The organism is Burkholderia cepacia (genome assembly GCF_029962485.1).
In the GTDB taxonomy this organism is placed as follows: domain Bacteria; phylum Pseudomonadota; class Gammaproteobacteria; order Burkholderiales; family Burkholderiaceae; genus Burkholderia.
The window spans coordinates 2,049,829-2,074,660 of sequence record NZ_CP073638.1; the positions used below are offsets into that span (position 1 = coordinate 2,049,829).

The 24,832-nt window shown below is 66.7% G+C and carries 27 protein-coding genes and 1 pseudogene; 12 read left to right on the forward strand and 16 right to left on the reverse strand.

The window, feature by feature from the left end; genetic code table 11:
• Positions 1-37 precede the first annotated feature (37 nt).
• A complete protein-coding gene (locus tag KEC55_RS25525; RefSeq protein WP_282507898.1) occupies positions 38-949 on the forward strand; it encodes a LysR family transcriptional regulator in 912 nt (303 codons plus the stop codon).
• A 25-nt stretch (positions 950-974) separates the two neighbouring features.
• Here KEC55_RS25525 and KEC55_RS25530 read toward each other — a convergent pair whose 3' ends face one another.
• The 8 genes and pseudogenes from KEC55_RS25530 to KEC55_RS25565 form a co-directional block, all read right to left on the reverse strand.
• Entirely contained in the window at positions 975-1,409 is a 435-nt protein-coding gene (locus KEC55_RS25530) for a GNAT family N-acetyltransferase (RefSeq protein ID WP_282507899.1), read from the reverse strand.
• Positions 1,410-1,504: 95 nt separating this feature from the next.
• Positions 1,505-1,717 (reverse strand): hypothetical protein, encoded by a 213-nt coding sequence (locus KEC55_RS25535; RefSeq protein ID WP_282507900.1) that lies wholly within the window; start codon positions 1,715-1,717, stop codon positions 1,505-1,507.
• A 59-nt stretch (positions 1,718-1,776) separates the two neighbouring features.
• Entirely contained in the window at positions 1,777-2,616 is an 840-nt protein-coding gene (locus KEC55_RS25540; RefSeq protein ID WP_282507901.1) for an ABC transporter permease subunit, read from the reverse strand.
• Positions 2,613-3,597: pseudogene (locus KEC55_RS25545) on the reverse strand (ABC transporter permease subunit). The gene KEC55_RS25540 and the pseudogene KEC55_RS25545 overlap by 4 nt, the downstream one beginning before the upstream one ends.
• A 10-nt stretch (positions 3,598-3,607) precedes the next feature.
• Positions 3,608-4,729, reverse strand: coding sequence for an ABC transporter ATP-binding protein (locus KEC55_RS25550; protein WP_282507902.1), 1,122 nt, complete (start codon positions 4,727-4,729; stop codon positions 3,608-3,610).
• 513 nt (positions 4,730-5,242) lie between these two features.
• Positions 5,243-5,710, reverse strand: a complete 468-nt coding sequence (locus KEC55_RS25555; protein ID WP_282507903.1) for a nucleoside deaminase — start codon at positions 5,708-5,710, stop codon at positions 5,243-5,245.
• 110 nt (positions 5,711-5,820) lie between these two features.
• A complete protein-coding gene (gene cynS, locus KEC55_RS25560) occupies positions 5,821-6,291 on the reverse strand; it encodes a cyanase (protein ID WP_282507904.1) in 471 nt (156 codons plus the stop codon).
• Positions 6,292-6,321: 30 nt separating this feature from the next.
• The gene (locus KEC55_RS25565) at positions 6,322-6,981 is read right to left on the reverse strand and encodes a carbonic anhydrase (RefSeq protein WP_043178750.1); all 660 of its coding nucleotides are present in this window, start codon (positions 6,979-6,981) and stop codon (positions 6,322-6,324) included.
• 113 nt (positions 6,982-7,094) lie between these two features.
• Between KEC55_RS25565 and cynR the strand changes: the two genes are divergently transcribed.
• Positions 7,095-8,033: a transcriptional regulator CynR gene (gene cynR, locus KEC55_RS25570; RefSeq protein ID WP_282507905.1), complete on the forward strand. Its 939-nt coding sequence runs from the start codon at positions 7,095-7,097 to the stop codon at positions 8,031-8,033.
• 39 nt (positions 8,034-8,072) lie between these two features.
• Here cynR and KEC55_RS25575 read toward each other — a convergent pair whose 3' ends face one another.
• Both KEC55_RS25575 and KEC55_RS25580 read right to left on the reverse strand, forming a co-directional pair.
• Entirely contained in the window at positions 8,073-8,276 is a 204-nt protein-coding gene (locus tag KEC55_RS25575; RefSeq protein ID WP_027789889.1) for a hypothetical protein, read from the reverse strand.
• Between the two features lie 34 nt (positions 8,277-8,310).
• A complete protein-coding gene (locus KEC55_RS25580; RefSeq protein ID WP_282507906.1) occupies positions 8,311-9,630 on the reverse strand; it encodes a DUF3422 family protein in 1,320 nt (439 codons plus the stop codon).
• Between the two features lie 161 nt (positions 9,631-9,791).
• On the opposite strand from KEC55_RS25580, the gene KEC55_RS25585 reads away from it, so the two are divergent.
• Positions 9,792-10,667: a LysR family transcriptional regulator gene (locus KEC55_RS25585; protein WP_176048552.1), complete on the forward strand. Its 876-nt coding sequence runs from the start codon at positions 9,792-9,794 to the stop codon at positions 10,665-10,667.
• Here the strand turns inward: KEC55_RS25585 and KEC55_RS25590 are convergent, their stop codons facing one another.
• From KEC55_RS25590 to KEC55_RS25600, 3 genes are all read right to left on the reverse strand, one after another.
• Positions 10,668-11,228: a hypothetical protein gene (locus tag KEC55_RS25590; protein WP_282507907.1), complete on the reverse strand. Its 561-nt coding sequence runs from the start codon at positions 11,226-11,228 to the stop codon at positions 10,668-10,670.
• Positions 11,229-11,368: 140 nt separating this feature from the next.
• A complete protein-coding gene (locus KEC55_RS25595; RefSeq protein WP_282507908.1) occupies positions 11,369-11,719 on the reverse strand; it encodes a hypothetical protein in 351 nt (116 codons plus the stop codon).
• Positions 11,720-12,172: 453 nt separating this feature from the next.
• Entirely contained in the window at positions 12,173-13,090 is a 918-nt protein-coding gene (locus KEC55_RS25600) for a LysR family transcriptional regulator (RefSeq protein WP_044848054.1), read from the reverse strand.
• A 325-nt stretch (positions 13,091-13,415) separates the two neighbouring features.
• Here KEC55_RS25600 and fae point away from each other — a divergent pair, with 325 nt between their 5' ends.
• The 4 genes from fae (at position 13,416) to KEC55_RS25620 (ending at position 17,997) form a co-directional block, all read left to right on the forward strand.
• Positions 13,416-13,940, forward strand: coding sequence for a formaldehyde-activating enzyme (gene fae / locus KEC55_RS25605; protein ID WP_124520836.1), 525 nt, complete (start codon positions 13,416-13,418; stop codon positions 13,938-13,940).
• 41 nt (positions 13,941-13,981) lie between these two features.
• Positions 13,982-15,004 (forward strand): aldo/keto reductase, encoded by a 1,023-nt coding sequence (locus KEC55_RS25610; RefSeq protein ID WP_282507909.1) that lies wholly within the window; start codon positions 13,982-13,984, stop codon positions 15,002-15,004.
• Between the two features lie 46 nt (positions 15,005-15,050).
• Positions 15,051-16,502 carry an NAD-dependent succinate-semialdehyde dehydrogenase gene (locus KEC55_RS25615; protein WP_282507910.1) on the forward strand — a complete coding sequence of 484 codons (1,452 nt, stop codon included), beginning with the start codon at positions 15,051-15,053 and terminating at the stop codon, positions 16,500-16,502.
• A 160-nt stretch (positions 16,503-16,662) separates the two neighbouring features.
• The gene (locus KEC55_RS25620) at positions 16,663-17,997 is read left to right on the forward strand and encodes an MFS transporter (protein WP_282511424.1); all 1,335 of its coding nucleotides are present in this window, start codon (positions 16,663-16,665) and stop codon (positions 17,995-17,997) included.
• A 176-nt stretch (positions 17,998-18,173) separates the two neighbouring features.
• Here KEC55_RS25620 and KEC55_RS25625 read toward each other — a convergent pair whose 3' ends face one another.
• Complete coding sequence (locus KEC55_RS25625) at positions 18,174-18,467, reverse strand: type II toxin-antitoxin system RelE/ParE family toxin (protein WP_432626298.1); 294 nt, start codon at positions 18,465-18,467, stop codon at positions 18,174-18,176.
• Positions 18,468-18,469: 2 nt separating this feature from the next.
• A complete protein-coding gene (locus KEC55_RS25630) occupies positions 18,470-18,727 on the reverse strand; it encodes a type II toxin-antitoxin system ParD family antitoxin (RefSeq protein WP_048021519.1) in 258 nt (85 codons plus the stop codon).
• 222 nt (positions 18,728-18,949) lie between these two features.
• Here KEC55_RS25630 and KEC55_RS25635 point away from each other — a divergent pair, with 222 nt between their 5' ends.
• From KEC55_RS25635 to KEC55_RS25645, 3 genes are all read left to right on the forward strand, one after another.
• On the forward strand, positions 18,950-19,669 hold the full coding sequence (locus KEC55_RS25635) for a hypothetical protein (protein WP_282507911.1): 720 nt from the start codon (positions 18,950-18,952) through the stop codon (positions 19,667-19,669).
• Positions 19,670-19,744: 75 nt separating this feature from the next.
• Entirely contained in the window at positions 19,745-20,503 is a 759-nt protein-coding gene (locus KEC55_RS25640; protein ID WP_282507912.1) for a hypothetical protein, read from the forward strand.
• Positions 20,500-20,853 carry a hypothetical protein gene (locus tag KEC55_RS25645; RefSeq protein ID WP_282507913.1) on the forward strand — a complete coding sequence of 118 codons (354 nt, stop codon included), beginning with the start codon at positions 20,500-20,502 and terminating at the stop codon, positions 20,851-20,853. Before KEC55_RS25640 ends, KEC55_RS25645 begins: the two co-directional genes overlap by 4 nt.
• Before the next feature lie 141 nt (positions 20,854-20,994).
• Here KEC55_RS25645 and KEC55_RS25650 read toward each other — a convergent pair whose 3' ends face one another.
• Positions 20,995-21,894 (reverse strand): LysR family transcriptional regulator, encoded by a 900-nt coding sequence (locus tag KEC55_RS25650; RefSeq protein ID WP_282507914.1) that lies wholly within the window; start codon positions 21,892-21,894, stop codon positions 20,995-20,997.
• Between the two features lie 230 nt (positions 21,895-22,124).
• On the opposite strand from KEC55_RS25650, the gene KEC55_RS25655 reads away from it, so the two are divergent.
• Positions 22,125-23,063, forward strand: coding sequence for a LysR substrate-binding domain-containing protein (locus tag KEC55_RS25655; protein ID WP_262547008.1), 939 nt, complete (start codon positions 22,125-22,127; stop codon positions 23,061-23,063).
• 313 nt (positions 23,064-23,376) lie between these two features.
• A complete protein-coding gene (gene aldA / locus KEC55_RS25660) occupies positions 23,377-24,801 on the forward strand; it encodes an aldehyde dehydrogenase (protein ID WP_282507915.1) in 1,425 nt (474 codons plus the stop codon).
• Positions 24,802-24,832 lie beyond the last annotated feature (31 nt).

A 24,832-nucleotide genomic window follows, 5' to 3' on the forward strand; every position in this document is an offset into this window, starting at 1 on the left:
GCCGATTTCCAATTTCTCATGCGTATAGCGAACGCTTATGGAACGCGGCACCCTGAAGACAGCACAGTTGCAGATGCTCGTCGCGATCGCCGAGCACGGCACGCTGATGGCCGCGGCCGACGCGCTGAGCGTGTCGCAGCCGGCCGTCACGAAAAGCATCAAGGAACTCGAAGCGCGCGTCGGCGTGCAGTTGCTCGAACGCAGCGGCGCCGGCGTGCGGCTCACGCGCTACGGCGAGGCGCTGCTGCGCCATGCGCGCACGGTGGTCGCCGAAATCGCACTCGCCGAACGCGAGCTGGAAGCGATGCGCTCCGGGGCCGGGCGCATGCTGTCGGTGGGGGTGTCGCTGCTGGCCGCGTCGATCGTCGTGCCCGACGCGTTGCGTGCGTTCCGCGCCGCGCGCCCCGACGTGTTGCTGAACGTCTACGAATGCGCGCCGACGCAGATCATCGACGGGCTGCGCGACGGTTCGTTCGACTTGTGCGTCGCATTCGTCGCCGACAGCGACCGAACGGCCGAATACCGCGTCGTGCCGCTCGGCACGTCCGCGCAATCGCTTGGCGTGGCGCACGGCGATCCGCTCGCCGGCGAAACGCGCCTCGACCGGCTCGCCGGCGCACATTGGCTCTACAATCACACTCGCGACAGCTGGCCCGCATTCTGGCGCGCGCTCTGCGGCGACGGCGTGCATGCGCCGACGCCGCGCGTGACGGTCTGCACGTCACAGCGGCTCTACGGCGAGCTGGCACGGGAGCCAGGCGTCGTCAGCGTATGGCCGGACTTCCTGCTCGACGACCCGGCGTGCGGCGGCCGGCTGGTGCGGCTGCAGACGGATGCGAACCTGTCGCCGCTGACGCTCGGGCTGATGCACCGCAAGGATCTTGTGCCGGGCGCAAGCATGACGGCGTTCATCGAATGCCTGAAACGCGCGGCGCATCAGGCGCCGTGAACCGGATCGCCGGGCCGGCTCCGGATCAAAGCACCTTCACCATGAACACGCGCGCGGTCCCTTCCGGCTCGCACGGCACTTCGCCGAACGGCTCGTAACCCTGCTTCCGGTAGAAATCCGGCGCCTGGAACGAGATCGTGTACAGCACCGCACGCGCACATCCGCGGCGCTTCGCTTCCGCTTCGGCCTCGCGCAGCAGCCGGCTGCCGAAGCCGCCGCCGCGCAGCGATTCGGGCAGGTAGAACAGATCGATGAAAAAGAGGCCGAGCGACGTCCGGCCGGTCAGTCCGCCCAGAATCTCTCCGGTGGCCGGGTCGGTCACGTAGACGTCGAGCGCGGCCGCATCCGAGCGCCCCGTCATCGCGTGATTGAATTCGCCGAGCTTGCGGCTGATGAAGTCTCGTGCGGCCGGCTGCTCGGTGTCGGTCAGTCGCAGGGTAACGTCGGGAAGGGCTGTCATCGGGAGAACACGTGCGTGAAAGGGCCGCCGGGTGTGCCGCACCGTCGGCGGGCATCGCACGACTATAGCGTGTCGCCCGCGGCGCGGCGAGCGCGCTACTCGCGTGCGATATTGCGTGCCATGTGGAATTCCCACTCGTTGCCCGGCCACATCGGGAACCCGAAGCCCGGCACCGAAGGCGCCGTCGCGAATCGGGCCGGCTGCGCCGCCTTGCAAGTGGCACCGTCGCCGTAGCCGACCAGCTCGGTCACGCGCACGCGCACAGCACACGACCGCCCCGTTACCTGCCCCGCAAGCAAGCGACCCATGCAAACGGCGGGCCCGTTATGCGCCCGCCGTCGCTGTCGTCATGCCATCACACCGACGCTCACGCCATCGCAAACGCCGCCTTCAGGTCGGCCATCCGGCGCCGCTCGCGCGCGATCATCATCCGGTTCACGACGATCACGCCGATCGTCACGGCCGTGATGAACAGCGTCGCCAGGGCGTTCATCTCAGGGTTCAGCCCCAGCCGCACGCGCGAGAACACCACCAGCGGCAGCGTCGTCGACCCCGGCCCCGACAGGAACGCCGACAGCACCAGGTCGTCGATCGACAGCGTGAACGACAGCAGCCACCCCGACAGCAGCGCCTGCGAGATCAACGGCAGCGTCACCACGAAGAACACCTTCAGCGGCGTCGCGCCCAGATCCAGCGCGGCCTCCTCCAGCGACTTGTTCATCTCCTTCACGCGCGACTGCACGATGATCGCCACGTACGACACGCACAACATCACGTGACCGATCCAGATCGTCACCATCCCGCGACCCTTCGGCCAGCCGAACATCTGCTCCAGCGCCACGAACAGCAGCAAGAGCGAGATGCCCTGGATCACTTCCGGAATCACCAGCGGCGCGTTGATCATCCCCGTGTACAGCGTGAAGCCCTTGAAGCGGCCGAAGCGCGCGAGCACGAAGCCCGCCCACGTGCCGATCACGACCGACGCGGTCGCCGTCAGCAGGCCGATCTTCAGCGACAGCCACGCGGCCGTCAGCAGCTCGTCGTCCTCCAGCAGCGCCGCGTACCACTTCAGCGAGAAGCCCGACCACACCGTCACCAGCTTCGACTCGTTGAACGAGTACACGATCAGGCTGATGATCGGGATGTACAGGAACAGGAAGCCGAAGGCGAGGACGCCCGTCGACAGCGGTTTGCTCGGCTTGATCATTTCGCTTCCTCCAGTTCCTTGACCTGGTAGTACTGGAACAGCGCCATCGGCACCAGCAACAGCAGCACCATCGCGACCGTCACCGCGGACGCCATCGGCCAGTCCATGTTGTTGAAGAATTCATCCCACATCACGCGGCCGATCATCAGCGTGTCGGCGCCGCCCAGCAGCTCCGGAATCACGTACTCGCCGACGGCCGGGATGAACACCAGCAGGCTGCCGGCGATGATCCCGTTCTTCGACAGCGGCAGCGTGATGCGCGTGAACGCGACCCACGGCTTCGCGCCGAGGTCGTACGCGGCTTCGAGCAGCGTCAGGTCCATCTTCACCAGGTGCGCGTACAGCGGCATCACCATGAACGGCAGGTACGAATAGACCATCCCGATGTAGACGCCCGCATCGCTGTGATAGAGGCGCAGCGGCGTGTGGATGATGCCCAGCGCGATCAGCGTGTGGTTCAGCAGACCATCATCCTTCAGGATGCCGATCCATGCGTACACGCGGATCAGGAACGAGGTCCAGAACGGCAGCATCACGGCCATCATCAGCACGTTGCGGCGGTTCGGTTCCGAGCGCGCGATGTAGTACGCCATCGGATAGCCGATCAGCAGGCACAGTACGGTCGACACGGCGGCCATCTTCAGCGAGCTGAGGTAGGTCGCGATGTACAGGTCGTCCTGCAGCAGGAACGCGTAGTGCGACAGCTGCAGCGCGAAGTGCACGACGCCGTCCTTGAACTCGACGAGCGACGTGTACGGCGGGATGCCCATCACCTGGTCGGCGAAGCTGATCTTCAGCACCAGCACGAACGGCAGCGCGAAGAACACCGCGAGCCACAGGAACGGCACGCCGATCGCGACGCTCGGCCCGACGGCAGGAAGCGCGACAGCGCGGCGAAGCGGCCCGGGCGCGCCGGCCGGCGCCGGTGCTCGCGGCGCCGGCAGACACCGGCGTGGAAGGCGTGGAAGCAGAGGTTCTCATCGCGTCGTCCTCATTGCGTCAGCACGACGCCGCTGGCCGGCGACCACGACACGAACACGTCGTCGTTCCACGCCGGCGCGTTGTCGCTCATCAGGTGCGAGCTCGACAGGTTCGACACCACCGTCTTGCCGCTCGGCAGGCGCACGTGGTACAGCGAGTAGCTGCCCATGTACGCGATGTCGGTCACGACGCCGCGCGCCCAGTTGTGCTTCGAGCCCGGCTTCTCGCGCGACACGTGGATGCGTTCCGGGCGCACCGAGATGCCGACCGGCATCCCGAGCGGCCCGGTGATGCCGTGGCTCACGTACATGCGCGCTTCGAGGTCGTCGCTCTCGACGAAGATGTGATCGGGTTCGTCCTCGACGACGCGGCCTTCGAACAGGTTGGTCGAGCCGATGAATTCGGCCGAGAAGCGGCTGTTCGGGAATTCGTAGACTTCACCCGGCGCGCCGATCTGCACGATCTTGCCTTCGCTCATCACCGCGAGGCGGCTGGCCATCGTCATCGCCTCTTCCTGGTCGTGCGTGACCATCACGCAGGTCACGTCGACCTTCTCGATGATGTTCACGAGTTCGAGCTGGGTTTTCTGGCGGATCTTCTTGTCGAGCGCGGACATCGGCTCGTCGAGCAGCAGGAGCTTCGGGCGCTTGACCAGCGAGCGGGCCAGCGCGACGCGCTGCTGCTGGCCGCCGGAGAGCTGATGCGGCTTGCGCTGCGCGTACTTGCTCATCTGCACGAGCGCGAGCGCATCGGCCACGCGCTCCTTGATCTCGTTCTTCGGCGTGCCTTCCTGCTTCAGGCCGAATGCGACGTTCGATTCGACCGTCATGTGCGGGAACAGCGCGTACGACTGGAACATCATGTTCACCGGGCGGCGGTACGGCGGCAGCGACGCGAGGTCCTCGCCGTCGACGAAGATCTTGCCGGAGGTCGCCGTTTCCAGCCCGGCGAGCATGCGCAGCAACGTGGACTTGCCGCAGCCGGAGCTGCCGAGCAGCGCGAACAGCTCGTTCTTCGCGATCGTCAGGTTCACGTTGTCGACGGCCGTGCTGTCGCCGAATTTCTTCACGACGTTTTCGATGCGCACGAATGCGTCGTTCGGCTTGATCATATCCGTCGTCGGTCGATGCATCGCATCAGGTGTACTGAATGAATCCCGTTTCATGATGGTCCGTTTTAAGCAGGTAAGCGAATCTCTGGCGTCAGGCGCGACCGGTCGGCAGTCGCGCGGTGCTGGCGGAGAGGGATCGAGCGATTCCTCGTCCGGAACGAATGGCGCAACGAAACAGGTGTGGGGGCACGCACGGCGATCGGTGGCAATCAGTCGCGAACGACCGGAGGCACCGCGCTGGCTGTCAGGAAGATTTCATCGGTTTTCATCGGGCTTTCCGCACGTTTCTGTCGTCTCCAGTGCGAATTTTTAAACCCGTCAAAAACCTTTTGGATCGCGGATTTCCGTTTCGGACATTGAACGGGATCGATGTTTGGGGAGGCGGCAAAACGGGGCATGACCCGGCCGCGCGCGGCAGCGCGGGCGCCCCGGCGGAACGGGCGCCGCCGGGTGACACGGAGGGTGAAACGGGGGGTCGGGAAAACGAGCAGCCGGGCGGCTGCCACGCGCGGCCGGCGCGCCGCGCGGGTCACGTCACTTCGCGTTCAGTTCCTTCCAGCGCCGGTAGACGGCGATCGCGTCGGCGTGCTTGTGCTGCACCATCGGCAGCCGGCGTTCCTCGATCGGTTTCGCATATTCGGCATAGAACGTGTCGAGCTCGAAATACTTGCGGTCGTCGCGGTAGAACGGCGCGTAGTCCTCGCGCGTCGTGATGTAGACGACGCGTTTCGGGCTGCAGTAGTACAGCGAGCCGAGGCACATCGGGCACGGGCTCGCGAGAATGTAGATCTCGCAATCGGTCAGGTGCTCGGTGCCGAGCTTGCGGCACGCGTCGCGCACCGCGAGGATCTCCGCATGCGCGGTCGGGTCGCTGGTCTGTGCGACGAGGTTCGGGCTTTCCGCGACGATCTCGCCGTCGCGGACGATCACAGTCGCGAACGGGCGGCCGCCCTCTTCCACGTTCTTCATCGCAAGATCGATCGTGCGTTTCACAAAATCCATGGCTGCATCCTCATTGAAACGGAATGGCGGGAACGTGCGGCGGATTCAACCGGCCGACGCACGTCGGGTGGAAACCTGCGCGGCACCGCGGCCGCGGCGCCGCGCCGGCCTCAGAACGGCTTGGTCGGCAGGTACTTGCCGTCGAGCGTGATCACCGCGCGCGAACCGCCTTCGGGATCGTCGACCTTCTTCACGTCGAGCCGGAAATTGATCGCGCTGATGATGCCGTCGCCGAACTTCTCGTGAACGAGCGCCTTCAGCGTCGTGCCGTACACCTGCAGCATCTCGTAGAAGCGGTAAATGGTCGGATCGGTCGGCACGCGATCGTCGATGCTGCCGCGCAGCGGGATCGTCTGCAGCAGCAGCACCGCGTCGTCGTCGAGGCCGAGCTTGCTGGCAACGCTGCGCGCCGCATCGGCCGGCAGCGCATGCTGGCCGAGCAACGCGGCCGTCACGAACGCTTCGCTCAAGCCCGTGCCTTCGGTGAGCTGCGCGAACGACAGGTTCTTGCGCGCCTTCGCGAGAACGATGGTCTCCGCAAGCGCGTGGCGGGCGGTCTGGCTGTGCTGGGACTGGATCATGGCAATTCCTCGTGGTGGGGTTGGAGCGATTCAGGCCGCGACGGGAAGCGTCGCGGGCGTGGCGCGGACTTCGGGATGGTCCGCCAGGGAGACGAACCGGCCGGTCGCGCCGTCATGGGCGTCGATGCAGCCCGATTCGATGTCGTAGACCCAGCCGTGCAGCGCGAGCCGCCCTTCTTCGAGCGCGAGCCGCACGGCAGGGTGCGTCTTCAGGTTCGCCAGTTGCGCGACGACGTTCTCGCGCACCATCGAGTCGATCCGCTCGCGTTCGCTGCGATGCGTGCGCGCCTCGTTCACGACACGTGCCGAATCGGCGTAGCGCAGCCAGTGGCCGACGGCCGGCATGTGATCCATGCACTGGCAGGTGGCAATCGCCGTCATCGCGCCGCAATCGGAATGGCCGCAGATCACGACGTCGGTCACGCGCAGCGCGGCCACCGCGTATTCGACCGACGCCGACACGCCGCCCGGCTCGGGGCCGTACGACGGCACGATGTTGCCGGCATTGCGGATCACGAACAGGTCGCCCGGTTCGCGCTGCGTGACGAGTTCGGGCACGAGCCGGCTGTCCGAGCACGAGATGAACAGCGCCCGCGGATTCTGGCTGCGCGCGAGATCGCGGAACAGCGCGGCGCGCGCCGGATAGGCATCGCGCTGGAACTTCAGGAAGCCTTCGATGATGTCCTTCATCGCGTGTTCTCCGGTGCGGGTGGAATCGATGAAGGGCAGGTTACGCCGGACTTCCAATAACGTAAAAGACTGATTTATGATCCCCCGGATAAGCAGAACTTATAGGAACGACCATGCTGCTGCGCCATATCCACTACTTCCTCGCCGTCGCCGAGCATCGCAGCTTCACGCGCGCGGCCGCCGCGCTGCACGTGTCGCAGCCCGCGCTGTCCCAGCAGATTCGCCAGCTCGAGGAGACGCTCGGCGCGCAACTGTTCGACCGCACCGGGCGCGTGACGCGGCTGACCGACGCCGGCGACGTGTATTACCGCTATGCGCGGCAGGCACTGCACGATCTCGCCGAAGGCCGCCGCGCCATTCACGACGTGCAGGATCTCAGCCGCGGCTCGCTGCGGATCGCGGTCACGCCGACCTTCACGAGCTATCTCGTCGGGCCGCTCGTCGAGGCGTTTCACGGCCGCTATCCGGATGTGTCGCTGTCGGTGCGCGAGATGTCGCAGGAACGCATCGAGGCGCTGCTCGTCGACGACGAGATCGATGTCGGCATCGCGTTCGACGAGGTGCAGACGGTGGATATCGAAGCGCAAACGCTGCTGGTCGAAACGCTCGCGCTCGTCGTGAGCCGCCGGCATGCGCTCGCCGGGAAACGCAAGGCTGGCCTGCGCGCGCTGCACGACGCGCCGCTCGTGCTGCTCACGGCAGAGTTCGCGACACGCGTGCAGATCGATCGCTATTTCCGCGAGCACGACGTGCAGCCGCGCGTGTTGATGGAAGCAAATTCGCTGGGGGCCGTGATCGAGATCGTGCGCCGCACGAACCTCGCGACGCTGCTGCCCGCGACGATCGCGAGCGGGCACGACGATCTCGTCGCCGTCGCGCTCGATCCGGCCGTCCTGCGGCGCACGGCCGTGCTGCTGCAGCGCAAGGGGGCGTACCGGAGCGCGGCCGCGCGCGCGTTCGTCGAACTGGCGCTGGCACGGGGAAAGGGCAAGGAGAAGGAAAAACCGATAGGCGATTCACGCCCGGCGAGCCGGAAGGCCGCCGGTCAATGAATGCCGCGGCGCCGGATCGAACCGGCGCGGCAAATCACGTCAGTTGTAGCCGAGAATCGCCACCGCCGCGACGTCCGGCCGATCGATCGTATTCCCGACGAGCGACGTCATCGGCTCCTGCAGTACGGCCTGATACGACGTCACGCGCGCGGCCTCGGGCACACCCGCATCATCCGGCGCCGGTTCGTCGAATGCGGCATCGAAACCGCTGTAAAAACCCGGTTGTTTCTGCGAAAAAGTCATCTCCACTCCTTTACCTGATCATGTTTTAGATGTTCTAACCGACCTGCTTCATCGCTGCCGCATGAACCACGGTGCCGTCATGCGCAGCCTCCGATCGCGCCAGCTGTGCGCGCGTGCGCCGCGTGATGTGAATCACCGCGAACACGACCGGCGCGATCAGCAGGCCTTCCGCCAGTTCGGGATCGACCGGCAGGTTCATCACGTGCAGCGCCTTGAACGCCGCCGTTGCGAGCGACAGCACGTAGTACGAAATGGCTGCCACCGACAACCCCTCGACCGCGTGCTGCAGATGCAGCTGGTTGCGTGCGGTGCGCTCCATCCCGGCCAGCAAACGCGTTACGTCCTTTTCCTGCGCGAGGTTCACGCGCGTGCGCAGCAAGTCGACCGCCCGCGCAATCCGCGCGGCGATCTGTTCGTGGCGCGCCCATACGCTGCGACATGTTTCCATCGCCGGTGCAAAACGACGCTCCATGAATTCGGCGATCGTCGGCATCCCTTCGATGCGCTCCTCGCGCAACTCGTGGATGCGCGCCAGCACGAGCTTTTCGTACGCCCGCGACGCGCTGAAGCGCGCGCCCGATCCCGACAGCGATTCGACCCGCACCGCGAGATGCGTGAGCTTGACGAGCAGCGCCGTATCGTCGCCGTCGGCGCCGCTCGCATCCATCCGCTGCATCAATGCGTGCAGCGCCGCGTGGATCTCGTCGAGCTCGCGGCTCATCCGGCGCGCGACGGGCAGCGCCAGCAACGCCATCATCCGGTACGTTTCGATCTCATGCAGGCGCTGCAGCAGGCGGCCGCCCTGCTCCTCGCGGAAATCCTCGTCGACGACGAGAAAGCGCATGAAGCCGTCGTCGCGCACGTGCCAGTCGCAGAACACCTTGCCGCCGCCGAGCACGTTGCTGCCGACGAGCGCGGGCCCGTCGATCCAGCGGCGCAGGTCGCCGCAGACGAGCCGCGCGGCGTCGCCCGTCAGCAGCTCCATGCGCACCGCGACGAAGCGGATACCGGCGAGCCGCGCGAACCATGCAGCCGGAATGCCTTCGATCGCGAGATCGTCGAAATAGCCGGTGTCGCGCCGCGTCGCGACGAACGTGAAGGTCGAGAATTCGGTGTGGCGCTCCCACTTCAGGTGCCAGCCGCTTGGCGACTGCACCGCGTAGTGCGTCGCGCCTTCGTGCGGCGCGGCGATGCCGGTATCGCGGCACAGCGCGTGCAGCAACGTTTCGTGGATGTCGGGTTGGCCGTCCGCGTAGATCGCGTAATGCGTGAGCGACACGGCTTCGGCGAGCCGCAGGAACGGCCGGGCGTGCAATTCCGCGGCCAGTGCGGCGCGCAACGGATGGTCGATCATCGATACACCACGCTTCCTTGTTCAATCCTGCACACCGGATCAACCGGCCTGAACGCCGCGCCGCCCTCGGGCGAAACGCCAGCGTGATCGCACTATGGCAGACACACAGCAACAATAAAAACGCATAATGCTGATCGTTACGTTCAGTTTTCCTGATACCCATGAAGATGCTCGATCACGACGTGCTGGCCACCGTCGTCGCCGTCGCGGAGACCGGCAACATGACCCGCGCCGCCGAGGCGGTGAACCGCTCACAGTCGGCCGTGAGCATGCAGATCAAGAGCCTGGAAGACGCGATCGGCCGGCCGCTGTTCGTGCGCAAGCCGCGCAGCATCGTGCTGACGCGCGAAGGCGAGGTACTGCTGGGATTCGCCAGACGAATGCTGGCGCTGCGCGACGAGGCGTGGGCGGCCGTGGTGCGGCCGGAAGTGACCGGTAAAGTCGTGATCGGCGTGCCGGACGACTATGCGTCGTCGCTGCTGCCGTCGGTCCTGAAGAAGTTCTCGGCGACCTACCCGAAGGTCGAGATCCAGGTGATGGGGCTGCCGAGCAGCGCGCTCGCGCCGCTGATCAAGGAGGGCACCGTCGACCTCGTCTGCGGCACACGCATCAAGGGGTTGTCGGGCGACTTCATCCGCCACGAGCCGATGGCATGGGCCGCGATGACGAACGGGCCGCGCGTGTGGGAAGAGCGGCCGCTGCCGATCGCAGTGTTCATGCCGGGTAGCGTCGCGCGCGAGAACGCGATCCGCAGCCTCGAACGCGCGAAGGTGCCGTACCGCACCTCCTATGAAAGCCCGAGCCTGCTCGGGCTGCTCAGCATGGTCGAGGCCGGCCTCGCGGTCGCGCCGCTCGCGCGCTGCGCGATCCCCGCGCAACTGTCGATGCTCGGCCGCGCGCACGGGCTGCCCGACCTGCCGCCGCTCGAACTGATACTCGCGCGCAGCACGAAATCGAAGCGCCCGCCGTGCGACTTTCTCGCGGAACAGTTGATGGAAGACCTGCAGCGGCCGACCGGGCAGACCAGCGACGCGTGATCAGCGCGTCGCGCCGAACCCGGCCACGCCCAGCGCCGCGTTGACGTTCGCGGCAACCCGATCGACGAGCGCTTCCAGCGTATCGCCGCGCACCTGCGTATGTTCCGGCGCGACGTGCTCCGTGCGTTGCCAACCCCACTGCGCGCCCGACGCGACCGACAGCGTCGCGCCGAAGCGATTGCCGTGGCGACGGCCGAAGGTACTCACGCGCCGCTCGGCCACGTAGTCCTGTTCGGGCAGACAGAGCCGGATCTCGACCGCGACCTGGTCGCGATCGTTGACGCGCGCGGCCGGGCTGACTGTCGCGGCGAACACCTTGCCGATCCGCCAGGTCACACACGTCTCCCAGGCCGCAAGCGGGCCGCCGATCGCGTCGACCCACTCGGTGTCGACCGACCATTGATGCCCGTCGGGCACGACGATCGCCTGATGCAGCAGGACTTCGGCCACGCGCACCGTCGTCACGAGCTGACGCGCGAGTTGCTGGCCCGACGGCAGCGACGCCGTCCGTACCCGGCGGCTTGCCGGCCGCGCGACATGCGCTGCTTCCATGAGGTCCATGACCCCTCCGTAGTCAGGATCGACGCCGCGCACGCGGTGCCGCGCGCCTGTTCGCCCCCTGCGGGCGGACGACACGGCAACCGGCGATCGGCGGCGGATCGGACAAACCGTCAAGGAGCGGGCAACACCCGCTCCCCGCTTCACCGTGCCTTCGGCCCGACGCGCAACCGGCGCGCGACCGGCCCGATCACCGCATCGGCCTGCTGTGCGATCAGCATGTGCAGCGTGAAATCCAGGTCTTCCGGCGCGATGTCGAAGTGCACGTGGACCACGTCTCGCACGGTGCGCGCACTGACGACATACACACCGAGCGGGGAATGCAGCAGCGCCGCGAGCCGCGCATGCGCGCGTTCGCCGGAATCGGCCGTCAACGTGACGGGCAACTGCAGGCGCGGGCGCGGCGGCGGGAACGGAATGACGTTGTTGCGTACGCCGGCGCGCAACCGGCGGCCGGCGACATCGAAGGCGGGAACGGGATGAATGAAGGTCATGGAGCGGACGGAGGCCGTCTCGGCTGTTCGACACATGCCCAGCTTAGAAGAGACGGCATAAACGTCGTGCAAAAAAAACGGGGCGGCGGTGCAAAAAACGGCGTGGAGGACACGTCACCGGCTGGTGGCTGGTGGCTGGTGGCTGGTGGGCGGTGGGCGGTGGGCGGTGGGCGGCGGGCGGCGGGCGGCGGGCGGCGGGCGGCGGGCGGCGGGCGGCGGGCGGCGGGCGGCGGGCGGCGAGCGGTTAGCGGTTAGCGGTGAGCGGTGAGCGGTGAGCGGTGAGCGGTGAGCGCTGGGCGCTGGGCGCTGGGCGCTGGGCGCTGGGCGCTGGGCGCTGGGCGGTAGGCGCTGGACGGCGGCTAAAGCCTGGCGACCGATTTCGCAGTCGCCATGCCCGCACCGCGGCCGCGCGCCACAGTCCGCGTCGCCCCCGCCTGCGCGCCGGTCATCCCGCTACGCGAACGCCTCGAGCGACGCGCGCCGCCGCTCGTCGACCATCGATTCGATCAGCGACACCAGATCGTCGGTCAGCGGATCGCAGATGCCCGGCGAGCGATGCAGTTCGAGATCGGCCGCCGGCAGCGGCGGCAGCCCGTCCGTCTCGTCGAGCACGCGCCAGTTCTCGGGCAACGTGCAGCGGTCGATCATCGTCACGGCCGCGCCGTGGTTCACCGCGATCTTGATGCCGGTCGGGCTCTGGCTCGTATAGACGACGTGATACGGCCGCTCGGCCGTCGCGAGCGCCTGCAGCCCGCGCTGCCGGTAGCAGCACGTCTCCGGAAACAGCGCGAGCGGCACCGACGCCTGCGGGCCGAGCGCGAAATCCCGGTGCGCGGCCCACACGACCTCGTGACGGCCGAGCAGCCGCCCGCCCGCGTTCGGCCCGTGGCGCACGACGAGCGCGACGTCGAGCTCGCCGGCCTGCAGCCGTTCGAGCAGTTCGAGCGACGTGCGGCAATGCACGTGAAAGCGCGCGCCCGGCCGCATCGCATAGAACGACTTCAACAGGTCGGGCAGCCACAGCTCCGCATAGTCCTCGGGCAGCCCGAAGCGCACGACGCCGCGGTCGCTGCTCGCCTGCTTCAGCGCGAGGATCGCGTCGTTCTGCACCTGGATGATGCGGCGCGCATGGATCAGGAAATTCTCGCCGTCGCGCGACAGTTCGAGCCGCCGGCTGTTGCGCATGAACAGGTGCGTGTCGAGCCGCTCCTCGAGCGTGCGGATGCGCAGGCTGATCGTCGATTGCGTGCGATGCAGTTGCCGGGCCGCCGCGGTGAAGCCGCCGCTCTCGACCACGGCGACGAATGCGCGGATCAGTTCGGGATCGAGCGAACTGAGCTTCGACCAATCGGGCCTTTGAATGGCAGCCATCGGAATTACTCGCTTTCGAAAAAAGAAGGGAAGACGAAAGATAGGGCTCGGAGTACGCCGATTGTTGTCCGGATGCGCCCGGCCCTCCAACCCCTGCCCGGGTATGACAAACCCGGAGCCGGTTCGCGAATGCCCACCCGCCGATCCCGCCCCGCCCACCGTCATGACAACGGCCGAGGCTTGCCCGGCGGGCGTTCGCGTACCGGGCCGAGGGCATTCCCGGAGACGACGAAAACTCATAGCCCGATCAGGAAACATCGATTCACCGGCCACGCCACGGCCCACCACAATCGCCTCACACCAACCTTATCGACGAGACACCGCAATGACCGCATCCCAACCCAGGCAGCTTTACATCGGCGAAGGCTTCGAAGGCCCCGGCGTCAACCTCGCGCACATCAACGTGCTGGTCGGCCCGCGCAACGGCCCGGCGGGCCAGGCGTTCGCCACCGCGCTCGCGACGCCGTCGGCCGGCCACGCGCCGTTCGTCGTGATCGCGCAGCCGGGCGTGCCGACCAAGCCGCTCACGCTGTACGTCAACAAGGCGCAGATCGCCAACGACTTCCACGGCAACGCCACGTGGGGCGCGTCGCAGGCCGGCATCGCGAAGGCCGTGGCCGAAGCGCTCGAGAACGGCACGCTGCCGCCCGAAGCGGAGAACGACTGGGTCGTGGTGTCAGCGAACTGGGTGAACCCGCAGACCGACGATCTCGATGCCGTGTTCGAGAACAACTATCGCGCGTGCCGCAACGCGATCGTCGCCGCGATGGAAGGGCTGCCGCATCGCGACGCGGTATTCGCCGCCGCGCGCGACGTGTCGAACCCGTTCTACACCCCGAAGAAAAACTGACGACGACAAGCGGCCGGCACAAGGCCGCACCTGGAGGAAACATGGAATACGTCCGCCTCGGCCAGTCAGGCCTGAAGGTGTCCCGCCTGTGCCTCGGCACGATGAACATGGGCACCCCCGAATGGAAGCCCTGGATCTTCGACGAAGCGCAGAGCGAGCCGATCGTGCGCCGCGCGCTCGACGCCGGCGTGAACTTCATCGATCTCGCGGATTTCTATTCGACGGGCGTCGGCGAGGAAGTGGTCGGCCGCATCCTGAAGCGCAATGCGCGCCGCGAGGAGCTCGTCGTGACGACCAAGGTCGGCTACGACATGGGCAGCTACCCGAACGCCGGCGGCCATTCGCGCAAGCACGTGCTGGACGGCATCGACGCTTCGCTGAAGCGGCTCGGGATGGATTACGTCGACATCTTCATGCTGCACTTCTTCGACGTGAACACGCCCGTCGAGGAGACGATGAGCGCGCTCCACGACATCGTGCGCGCGGGCAAGGCGCGCTATATCGGCGTATCGACGATGTACACGTGGCAGTTCGCGAAGATCATGCAGGCCTGCGAACGAAACGGCTGGGACAAGCCGATCAACATGCAGCTGCAGCTGAACCTCGCGTATCGCGAGGAAGAGCGCGAAATGGTGCCGTACTGCATCGACCAGGGCGTCGGCGTGTCGGTATTCAGCCCGCTCGCGCGCGGCCTGCTGACCTGCGAGCCGCAATCGACGCGCAACCAGACCGACTTCTTCACCGCGCAGATGTACGGCGATGCATCGTCGCTCGCAATTGCCGCATCGGTCGCGAAGGTCGCGAAGCGCCGCGGCGTGCCGCCCGCGCAGATCGCGCAGGCCTGGGTGCTGAGCCGCCCGGGCATCGCGAGCATGCTGGTCGGCGCGGATTCCGTCGCGCAATTCGACAGCGCGCTCGGCGCGCTCGAAACGCAGCTCACCGAAGAAGAGCTGCACGAGCTGGAACGCAACTACACGCCGTGCGACCTGATCAACGACTACACGGCCGGCAAGCGCATCGCGCGCGAGTCGCGTCCGGCGCAGGGCAGTTTCGCGACGGACTGAGGCACTGAAGCACTGAAGCTCCGAGGCACTGAAGGAACGACACACAATGAACGAATTTCTGAGGACCGGCCATTACATCGGCGGCGAATGGCACGAATCGCATGGCGCGAGCGATGCAACCTATCCGGTGCTGAACCCGGCGACCGGCGAGACGATCGCGAAGGTCGCGAAAGGCGGCGCCGACGACACGCAACGCGCGATCGATGCCGCCGCGCACGCGTTTCCCGCGTGGCGCGCATTGACCGCGAAGGAACGCGGCGCCCGCGTGAAGCGCTGGGGCGAGCTGATGCTCGAGAATCGCGACGCGCTCGCCGAGCTGCTGACGCGCGAGCAAGGCAAGCCGCTCGCGGAAGCGCGCGGCGAAGTCGCGTATGCGGCGAGCTTTCTCGAATGGTTCGCGGAAGAAGCGAAGCGCATGTACGGCGACGTGATCCCGAGCCCGAAGCCGGATTCGCAGATCGTCGTCACGCGCGAGCCGGTCGGCGTCGTCGCGGCGATCACGCCGTGGAATTTCCCGCTCGCGATGATCACGCGCAAGGCCGGCCCCGCGCTCGCGGCCGGCTGCACGATGGTGCTGAAGCCGTCGGAGGAAACGCCGCTGTCGGCGTTCGCGCTCGCGGTGCTCGCCGAGCGCGCGGGCGTGCCGGCCGGTGTGTTCAACGTCGTGTCGGGCGACGCGGTCGCGATCGGCGAGACGCTGACGAGTTCGTCCGCCGTGCGCAAGCTGTCGTTCACGGGCTCGACGCGGGTCGGCAAGCTGCTCGCGAAGCAGTCGGCCGACACGCTGAAGAAGCTGTCGCTCGAACTCGGCGGCAACGCGCCGTTCATCGTGTTCGACGATGCCGATCTCGATGCGGCGGTCACGGGCGCGATCGCGTCGAAGTTCCGCAACACGGGCCAGACCTGCGTGTGCGTGAACCGCTTTCTCGTGCAGGACGGCGTCTACGACGCGTTCACGCGCAAGCTCGCGGACGCCGTGCGCACGCTGCGCGTCGGCAACGCACTCGCGGGTGAAGTGGACCAGGGGCCGCTGATCAACGAGGCGGCGCTCGGCAAGGTCGAGCGGCACGTGGCCGATGCGACCGCGAAGGGCGCCCACGTGCTCACCGGCGGCAGGCGTCACGCGCTCGGCGGCACGTTCTACGAGCCGACCGTGCTGACCGGCATGACGGCCGACATGCTGATCGCCGAAGAGGAAACCTTCGGCCCCGTCGCCGGCTGCTTCCGCTTCACGACCGAGGAAGAGGCCGTCGCCGCGGCCAACGACACGCCGTTCGGGCTATCCGCGTATTTCTACACACGCGACCTCGGCCGTGCGTGGCGCGTGTCGGGTGCGCTGGAGAGCGGGATGGTCGGCGTCAACGACGGGATCATCTCGACCGAAGTCGCGCCGTTCGGCGGCGTCAAGCAATCGGGGCTCGGCCGCGAAGGCTCGAAGTACGGCCTCGACGAATACGTGGAACTCAAGTACACGCTGATGGCCGGCCTCGGCCGCTGACCGCTCCCCGCGGTCGACCCGCGCCGCGCGCCGTCCGGCCGCGCGGCGCCTCGCACGACGCTCGCGGCGGCATGCCGCCTGCTCGCGCCGCTGCGCACCAGAGAACAATCCAGGAGGCAGCTTGACCCAAGCCAACGTTCAATCCGGCACTGCACGCGCGTTGCCGCTGCCGCGTGGCGCCGGTGCGCCGCACCGCCCCGTCGCGCTCGACGACGTGCCGCTCAACCGTTTCCACGTGAAGATCGCCGGCCTCACGTTCGGCGCCCATTTCACCGAAGGCTACACGCTCGGCACGATCGGCTACGCGCTCGCCGCGCTCGGCAAGCAGATGCCGATCGACGCATTCTGGATGGGGATGATCGGCAGCTCGGCGCTGATCGGCATCTTCTTCGGCAGCCTCGTGTTCGGCTGGCTGTCCGACCGGATGGGCCGGCAGAAGATCTTCCTGACGAGCTTCGTGATCATCACGGCGGCCGCGTTCGCGCAGTTCTTCGTCACATCGCCGCTCGAACTGTGCGTGCTGCGCGTGCTGATCGGCTTCGGGATGGGCGGCGACTTCACCGTCGGCCACGCGATCCTCGCCGAGTTCTCTCCGCGCAAGCATCGCGGTGCGCTGCTCGGCTCGTTCAGCGTGATCTGGACGATCGGCTATGTCGCCGCGAACGTACTCGGCCTTGCGTACGGCGATGCCACGCCCGACGCATGGCGCTGGCTGCTCGCGTCGGCTGCGTTGCCTGCGCTGATCGTGCTGGTGCTGCGGATCGGCACGCCCGAATCGCCGCGCTGGCTGCTCGGCAAGGGTCGCGTGCAGGAAGCGCGCGCGATCGTCGCGAAACATTTCGGGCCGCACGTGATGCTCGACGGTTCGGCTGAACCGCATGCGAATGCCGGCTTCGCGCGACTGTTCCAGCGCGACCTGATTCGCCGCACGCTTTTCAACTGCGCGTTCTTCGTGTGCCTCGTGATTCCATATTTCGCGATCTACACGTTCCTGCCGACGATCCTGAAGACGATCGGCCTCGCCGAAGGTTTCGGTGCGGACCTGCTGCTGAACGCGTTTCTCGTGCTGGGTGCGCTGATCGGCATCTGGCTGACGATCCGGCTGTCGCGACGCGGCTTCCTGATCGGCTCGTTCGCGGTGACGTGCGCGTCGCTCGTCGCGCTCGCGGTGCTGCCGTCGTCGGCGGCCGTCGCGATGATCGTCGCATTCGCGATCTTCACGCTGACGATGTCTGCGTTCAGCAACCTCGTCGGCGTGTTCCCGCCCGAGTGCTTCCCGACCGAAGTGCGTGCATGCGGCGTCGGTCTCGCGATCGCGTGCAGCCGGCTTGGTTCGGCGATCGGCACGTTCCTGCTGCCGGCCGGCATCGCGACGCTGGGCTTTCACGCGACGATGTTCGCGCTCGCGGGCGTGCTGCTGGTGGGGATGATCGTGTCGATCGCGTGGGCGCCGGAGACGAAGCATCTGACGCTGGAGGAGGCGTCGGGGCATTGACGATGGAGGCGGGTTGCGTGCCTGCGTCGGTACGCTCGACGCTTTTACGTCGACTCGCGGCTGATGTGCGGCGGCAATGTGGAATGCGATTCGAATGAACCCGGCCAAGGCCGGGTTCGTGCATTCGAGCCGGCAGTTTTTCTACCTTCCCGACAATACGCGATTCGTGAAATCGCTCAGAACAGAATCGACGCGTAATCCCGCGCGCCGTGCAGGATGTGAAGAATATCGATCTGCTCAGGCGGATCACCGACGCTCCGATAGAAGATCTGATAGTTGCCGTACACGCGGTGCCGCACGCCGTGACGCTCGAAGCGCGGCACCAGCGGAAAAGCCAGCGGCATCCCGGCAAGACCCAGACACTTGTCGCGCATCTCCCGCACGAAGGTCACGGCTCGTTGCGGATTGTCACGCGCGATGTAATCGGCAATCGCTTCGAGTTCAGCAATCGCGAAATCTGACAGGCGCACGGTCAGGCCTGGCGATCGGCCTGGGCCCGGTACTTCGCCTCCAGACGATCGAAGACTTCCGCCGCCTCGGCGCCGCGTCCGGCTTCCGCATCGGCCAGGCTGCGCGCGATCACCGCGTCCAGCGCATTGAGTTGCGCCTCGCGATCCTGGATCAGGCGCACGCCTTCGCGCAGCACTTCGCTCTTGGATCCGTAACGCCCCGATTCGACCAGCTTCGCGACGTAAGCCTCCAGTTGCTGGCCCAGTTCCGCACTGATCATGCCGACCTCCCGACCGGATTGAATTCGATCCATCCAGCGTATCCCGGTTATCAACTATTATCAAGAAGACGATCTCCAGACGGATCGACGCGAATGCCTTCACAGCCGATCGGGTGGATGGAACGGGATGGAATTCAGACAGGCCGCGGCGCGCCGGCATTCATCCGGGTTTCGCCTTCCCTCGTGTAGCCTTGCCGAACGCTCACCATGCGGACACCGATCATGATTGAAGACATCGTCACGCCACAACCTGGCCTGAAGGTCTACCCGTCGGACACCGACGTGTTTGCCGAGCCCCATGCCGCACTTGCGCGCCATCTGCATCCGCTCGTGTCGATCGACCTGTCGACGGTCAATCCGTCGTGGGAGGGCTGGATCCACCTGCTCAGCCCCGTCGAACCTTATGACGGGCTCGTCGGGCAGGACACGGCCGCGTACCACAACGACTATCTCCGCGCGAACTGGATCGGGTTCCGGCTCGACGAAAACAACCGCTACACGCTGCTCGGCGACCCGCGCTACTTCTATCTGGAAAACCCGCCCGGCACGCATGACACGGGCTATCGCAAGGAACTGGAGGCGCACTACGCCGAGCAACAGGCCAGCATCGAAACCGCGCGCAAGCGGTTCACCGAATACGGCGTGCTCTACTCGTCCAACCAGTACGCACCGGACGAGCGCGATTTCAGCCAGGAAAAACCGTGCAACCTCATCGACCAGCTTGGCGGATCGGTCAGCTGGGGCAACTGGTCGGGCACGTCGGATTTTCCGATCGACGACAGCAATCGGGACGACATCCGGCCGATCGGCCCCGACGGTGCGCGCTTTCGCTTCGTCGCCGGCGTGACGGGATGGGAATATCGCGCGATGGGGGCCGACTGGATTCTGCTGTTTTACGAGCCGGTCAGCCGCGTGGCGCTGCTGACGTTCGACTGGTCGTAAGGCGGGCGGAAGGGGCCATCGTCCCGCCTCGCGATTGGCCGTTTGGCGGACTCGGCCTGCCGGATTCGCGGCGATATGCTGGGTGCTTTCCACTCTCCGCCCGCAACCATGCCCGCCCAGCATGTCGACCTCAGCCATGTCCTGCCGTACGAGGCGATGTACTTCGACGATCAGCTCGCGATCGATCGAAACGACCTGGATATCTCCGCGTTGCTGGGCGTGGACGGTCACGTTCCCGACGCGTTGCTGGTTTCGTTGTGCGGAGCGCCCACCGGATCGGAGATTCAAGCCTATCTCGACAGCAGAGGCTGGTTGACGCTCTCGGTCACGAACGCCACCTGGATCCGATCCGAAAACCGCGTATCGGTGCGTCGAGAATCGGACACATCCCTACTCGAACTCAAGACGATCGATCTCGTCGACAACGCAATCGCGGGACTCGGCGCGGCGATGCTGTGGCGCATCGTCAGGGCGTCTGATACGTTGGGCATCACTCGAATCATTGCATTCGCAGCGGGGGGCCGGAAGGCCGCGCCCAAACCGGGCGGGCGCCGGCTACTCGGGTACTACGCATGGCCACGGTTCGGTTTCGACGCGCCCATTCCCGACAAGTGCAGCGATGAAGCGGCGTTGTTCCAGTATTTCCAGGGGCACCCGGCCGGCCTTGCCGACGGATCGCTCCGGTCGCTGCGTGCGCTCTATGCCACGCGATTCGGGCGAGATTTCTGGCGCGTGGCGGGATCACATCGCTGGATGTCATTCGACGTCGCACCGCATGGCACATCCGTGCAGGCGCTGCAAAGATACCTGATCGAAAAGGAGATTTACGAATGAACGCAAAGCACACGCCGATTGCCGGATTCCGGATCGCGCGCGCCATGGCAAAGCGGGGCCGGCCGGCGAACCGGCATCGCCTTGCGCTCGTCTCCGAAGCCAGGCAACTCCTCGATACGCTCGTCGCAAACGAACTCCATCGAAGCCTGTCGCGCATCATGCGCCAGTCGGCCGTCGGGCACGACACACGGCCGGCCGACATGCCGGCATCCCCGCCGCGACGCACCGTCTTCAACGTCGGGCGTATCGATCTCTCCAAGTGCCAGTTGCCGGTCGAATCGATCGCCGATATCGAAGCCAGCGGCCGCCGGGAGACACTCATGCACTTCGGACACGATCCCGACGCGTAGCCGGCCACGACGGGAGAAAACTGTCTGGCTCGGCTCGACAACGAGCGTACAGATCTCCCGTTGGTAACGATCTTTAACGGACACCAAAGTGGGAAGCACCGCACGACCGGCGCTGACCAATCCGATTTTTCCCACATCCAATCAGCCGCGTCCCACAGTCGCCCCCTCCCCCTTCCGTCCCGCCTGCCCCCGCATCCACGCGGCAAACGCAACCACGTGCTCGACGGCGACACTCTCCGGCTCGACATCGAGCCAATAGCCGAACGGCCCGATCGGCTGCACCGGAGACAGTCGCACGAGGCTGCCCTCGGCGATCTCCTCCTCGATCATGTTCAGGTCGACCACCGCGAGCCCCGCGCCCTTGCGCGCCGCGCGGATCGCCTGTTCGAGCGTGGAAAACTCGATACCGTCGCCGATCCGCGCCAGCGGCACGCCCGCCTGCTCGCACCAGTCGGCCCACAGCGTCAGGCGCTTGCCTTCGTGCAGCACATGCAGCGACGGCAGCCGGCCGAGCAGCACGTCGAGCGCGTCACCGCGATAACGCGGCGCGCCGACGAGCGCATGCCGCTCCATCATCAGCAGCTCCGACTGCATCCCCGAGCGCGCCGCGCGCCCGAAGCGGATGTGGCAATGACAATCGTCGGCCGGCTCGGTGCGGATCGACAACTCGACGTCGGGCAGCGCCTCCGCGAGCGTGCCGAGCCGCGGCGAAAACCACTGCGTCGCGAACGTCGGCGGCAGCGACACCGTCAGACGCCGCTTCGCACCCGGCCGCGTGGCGGCGACTTCGTCGACGCCGCGTTCGATCGTGTCGAACGCCTGCCCGATGAACGGCAGCAACCGCTGGCCGGCATCGGTCAGGCGCACGCCCTTGTGATCGCGCTCGAACAGCCGCGCGCCGAGCGCTTCCTCGAGCAGCCGGATCTGCCGGCTCACCGCCCCCTGCGTCACGCACAGCGAAACTGCCGCACGGTTGAAGCTCAGGTGACGCGCGGTCTCCTCGAAAAATCGCAATGCGATCAACGATGGCAGGCGTCGCATGATGAGTGTCCCTTTCGTTCGTATCGTTTGTATCGTTCGTGCTGTTACCGGCCGTCACCGCCGTCCCGACTGCGGGCAGCCTGATCGCAACAAGGCGCCCCAATCACCGCGCCGTAAAAACCGCGATGGCCCGCGCCCTCCGTCGTATCCATTCATCGTCCCCGCACCCGCGCCGCCCGCCTACAATAAGCATCCCGCACCAAACACGACACCGCCCCGTGAGACGCAAGATGCCGGCGCTGAACGCGCTGAAAGCCTTCGAGATGGCCGGCCGCACCGGCAGCTTCACGCGCGCGGCCGAACTGCTCAACGTGACGCAGAGCGCGGTGAGCCGCCAGGTCCGCCAGCTCGAGGGCCAGCTTGGCGAAACCCTGCTCGAGCGCCGTCATCACCAGCTCGAACTGACGGCGGCCGGCCGCGTGCTGCTGCGCGCGCTGCAGCAATCGTTCGACAAGATCGAGCTGACCGTACGCAGCCTGCAGGAAAAAACCCACCTGAACCGCCTGCGCGCGAACGTGCCACCCACCTTCGCCGCGCGCTGGCTGATGCCGCGGCTCGGCCGGCTGCGCGACGCACATCCCGAATTCGAGCTGAGCCTCACGACCCGCATTCACGACAGCCTCGGCGAATCGCGCGTGCTCGACTGCGCGATCCGGTTCGGCGACGGCGAATGGGACGGCTTCGACAACGCCCTGCTGATGCAGGAGCAGCATATCGCCGTCTGCGCGCCCGCGCTGTATGCGCGGCTGCGACAGGAAGGCGCGCCGATCGACCTGAACCGCTTTACGCTGCTGCACGTGCTCGCCACCGACGACCAGCGCTACCTGACCTGGCAGCACTGGCTGAAGGCCGCCGGCATCACCGACGTCGACACGCGCGGCGGCTACGAATTCGACCTCCTCGACCACGCGATCCGCGCGGCAATCGACGGCCTCGGGATCACGATCGCCGATCGCCACATGGTCGCGCGCGAACTCGCGACCGGGCAACTGATGCAGGTGCTTAACGTGCACGTCGACGGCCACCAGTCGTACTGGTTCGTCACACGGCCCGAGCAGACGAACCTGCCGCACATCGTCCAGTTCCGCGACTGGCTGCAGCAGGAAGTGTGGCTCGCGAAGCGCCATCTCGAACCGTCGTCGCCGCTGCCGCAAGTGCCGCTGGCCTGACGCGCGATCCGCCCGCGGCCGACGCGACCGCCGGCCGCGGGCGACACCTTACCGGCTCCCGCGCGGGTCCGCACGCGGTCCGGTCGAAAATACGACAGCGCCGCCGCCCGCGCGCCATCCCACCATCACCACAGCAGCCTTGCCCGACGGCCGATTCCGGCCGATTCGCCGAGTAACGTGCATTTTTCTCATGTTCGACGCGAAAATAAGTCGTTTGTCGTGCGCTAAACGCATGAACAGAATGGCCTCTGTCCCGTGCCACGCGTGTCGCCACTCGAAGCGATCCGCCTGCATTCATCGGAGGAGTCACTTCATGCGCACCGAACGCAACTACGTGAACGGCCGTTTCGTCGCCCCGGAAAGCGACACGTTCATCGTCGTCCACAATCCCGCTACCGAAGCGCCGTTCGCGCGCGTGCCGGCCGCGACGCCGGCCGACGCACTTGCGGCCGTCGACGCCGCGGCCGCCGCGCAGAAGGCATGGCGCAAACTGCCGAGCGCCGAGCGCGCCGCGTACCTGCACCGCTTCGCCGACGCGCTGACCGCCCGCGCATCCGAGATCGGCGCGGCGCTCGCGCAGGAATCCGGCAAGAGCGTCGAGGACGCGTCGAACGAAGCCGTCTACGCGGGCCAGATCACGCGCTATCACGCCGAGTGGGCGCGCCGGATCGAGGGCGAGATCATCCCGAGCGACACGCCCGACGAAAACCTGTTCCTGCAGCGCGAGCCGATCGGCGTCGTCGCGTGCCTGATCCCGTTCAACTATCCCGTCTACACGCTGCTGCGCAAGGTCGCGCCCGCGCTGATCGCCGGCAACACCGTGGTCGTGCGGCCGAGCAACCACACGCCGGTGTCCGCGTTCGAGATCGCGAAGGCGGCCGACGATGCGGGCTTCCCGCCGGGCGTCATCAACATCCTGACGATGGACCACGCGACGGCCGAAGCGCTGTGCACGCACCCGGCGGTCGGGATGATCACGCTGACCGGCAGCGTAAACGCGGGCCGCAAGGTGCTCGATTACTGCAAGACGAACATCGCGAAGCCGTCGCTCGAACTCGGCGGCAAGACGCCCGCGATCATCGAGCCCGACGCCGACCTCGAACGCGCGGCCGCCGCGCTCGTTGCGTCGAAGACAACCCATTGCGGCCAGCTCTGCACGGCGATCGAGCGCGTGTACGTGCACGACAGCGTGCACGACCGTTTCGTCGCGCTGCTGAAGGAAAAGATGGCGGCCGTGCGCATCGGCAACCGTGCGGAAGACGCCACGCGGATGGGCCCGCTCGTCAGCGCATCGGCGCGCGCGCACATTCACGGTATGGTCGAACGCGCGATCGCGGCAGGCGCGACGCTCGAAACCGGTGGCGAGATCCCCGACGGCCCCGGCTTCTTCTACCCGGCCACGCTGCTCACCGGCGTGCGGCAGGACATGGAGATCGTGCAGGAGGAAACCTTCGGCCCGATCATGCCCGTGCTGCGCTACAAGACGATCGACGAAGCGATTGCGCAGGCGAACGACCACCAGTTCGGCCTGTCGTCGGTGCTCTACACCGAGCATTACCGCACCGCGATGACCGTCGCGAACGCGATCGAAGCCGGCGAGCTGTACGTGAACCGCACGCCGGCCGATCCGTACCAGGGCTTCCATGCCGGCTGGAAACGTTCGGGCCTCGGCGGCGACGACGGCAAGCACGGGATGCTCGAATTCACGCAGACGCGCCTCGTCGTCATGAAGTACTGACACCGGCGCGCGCACCACGACACCACCCCGC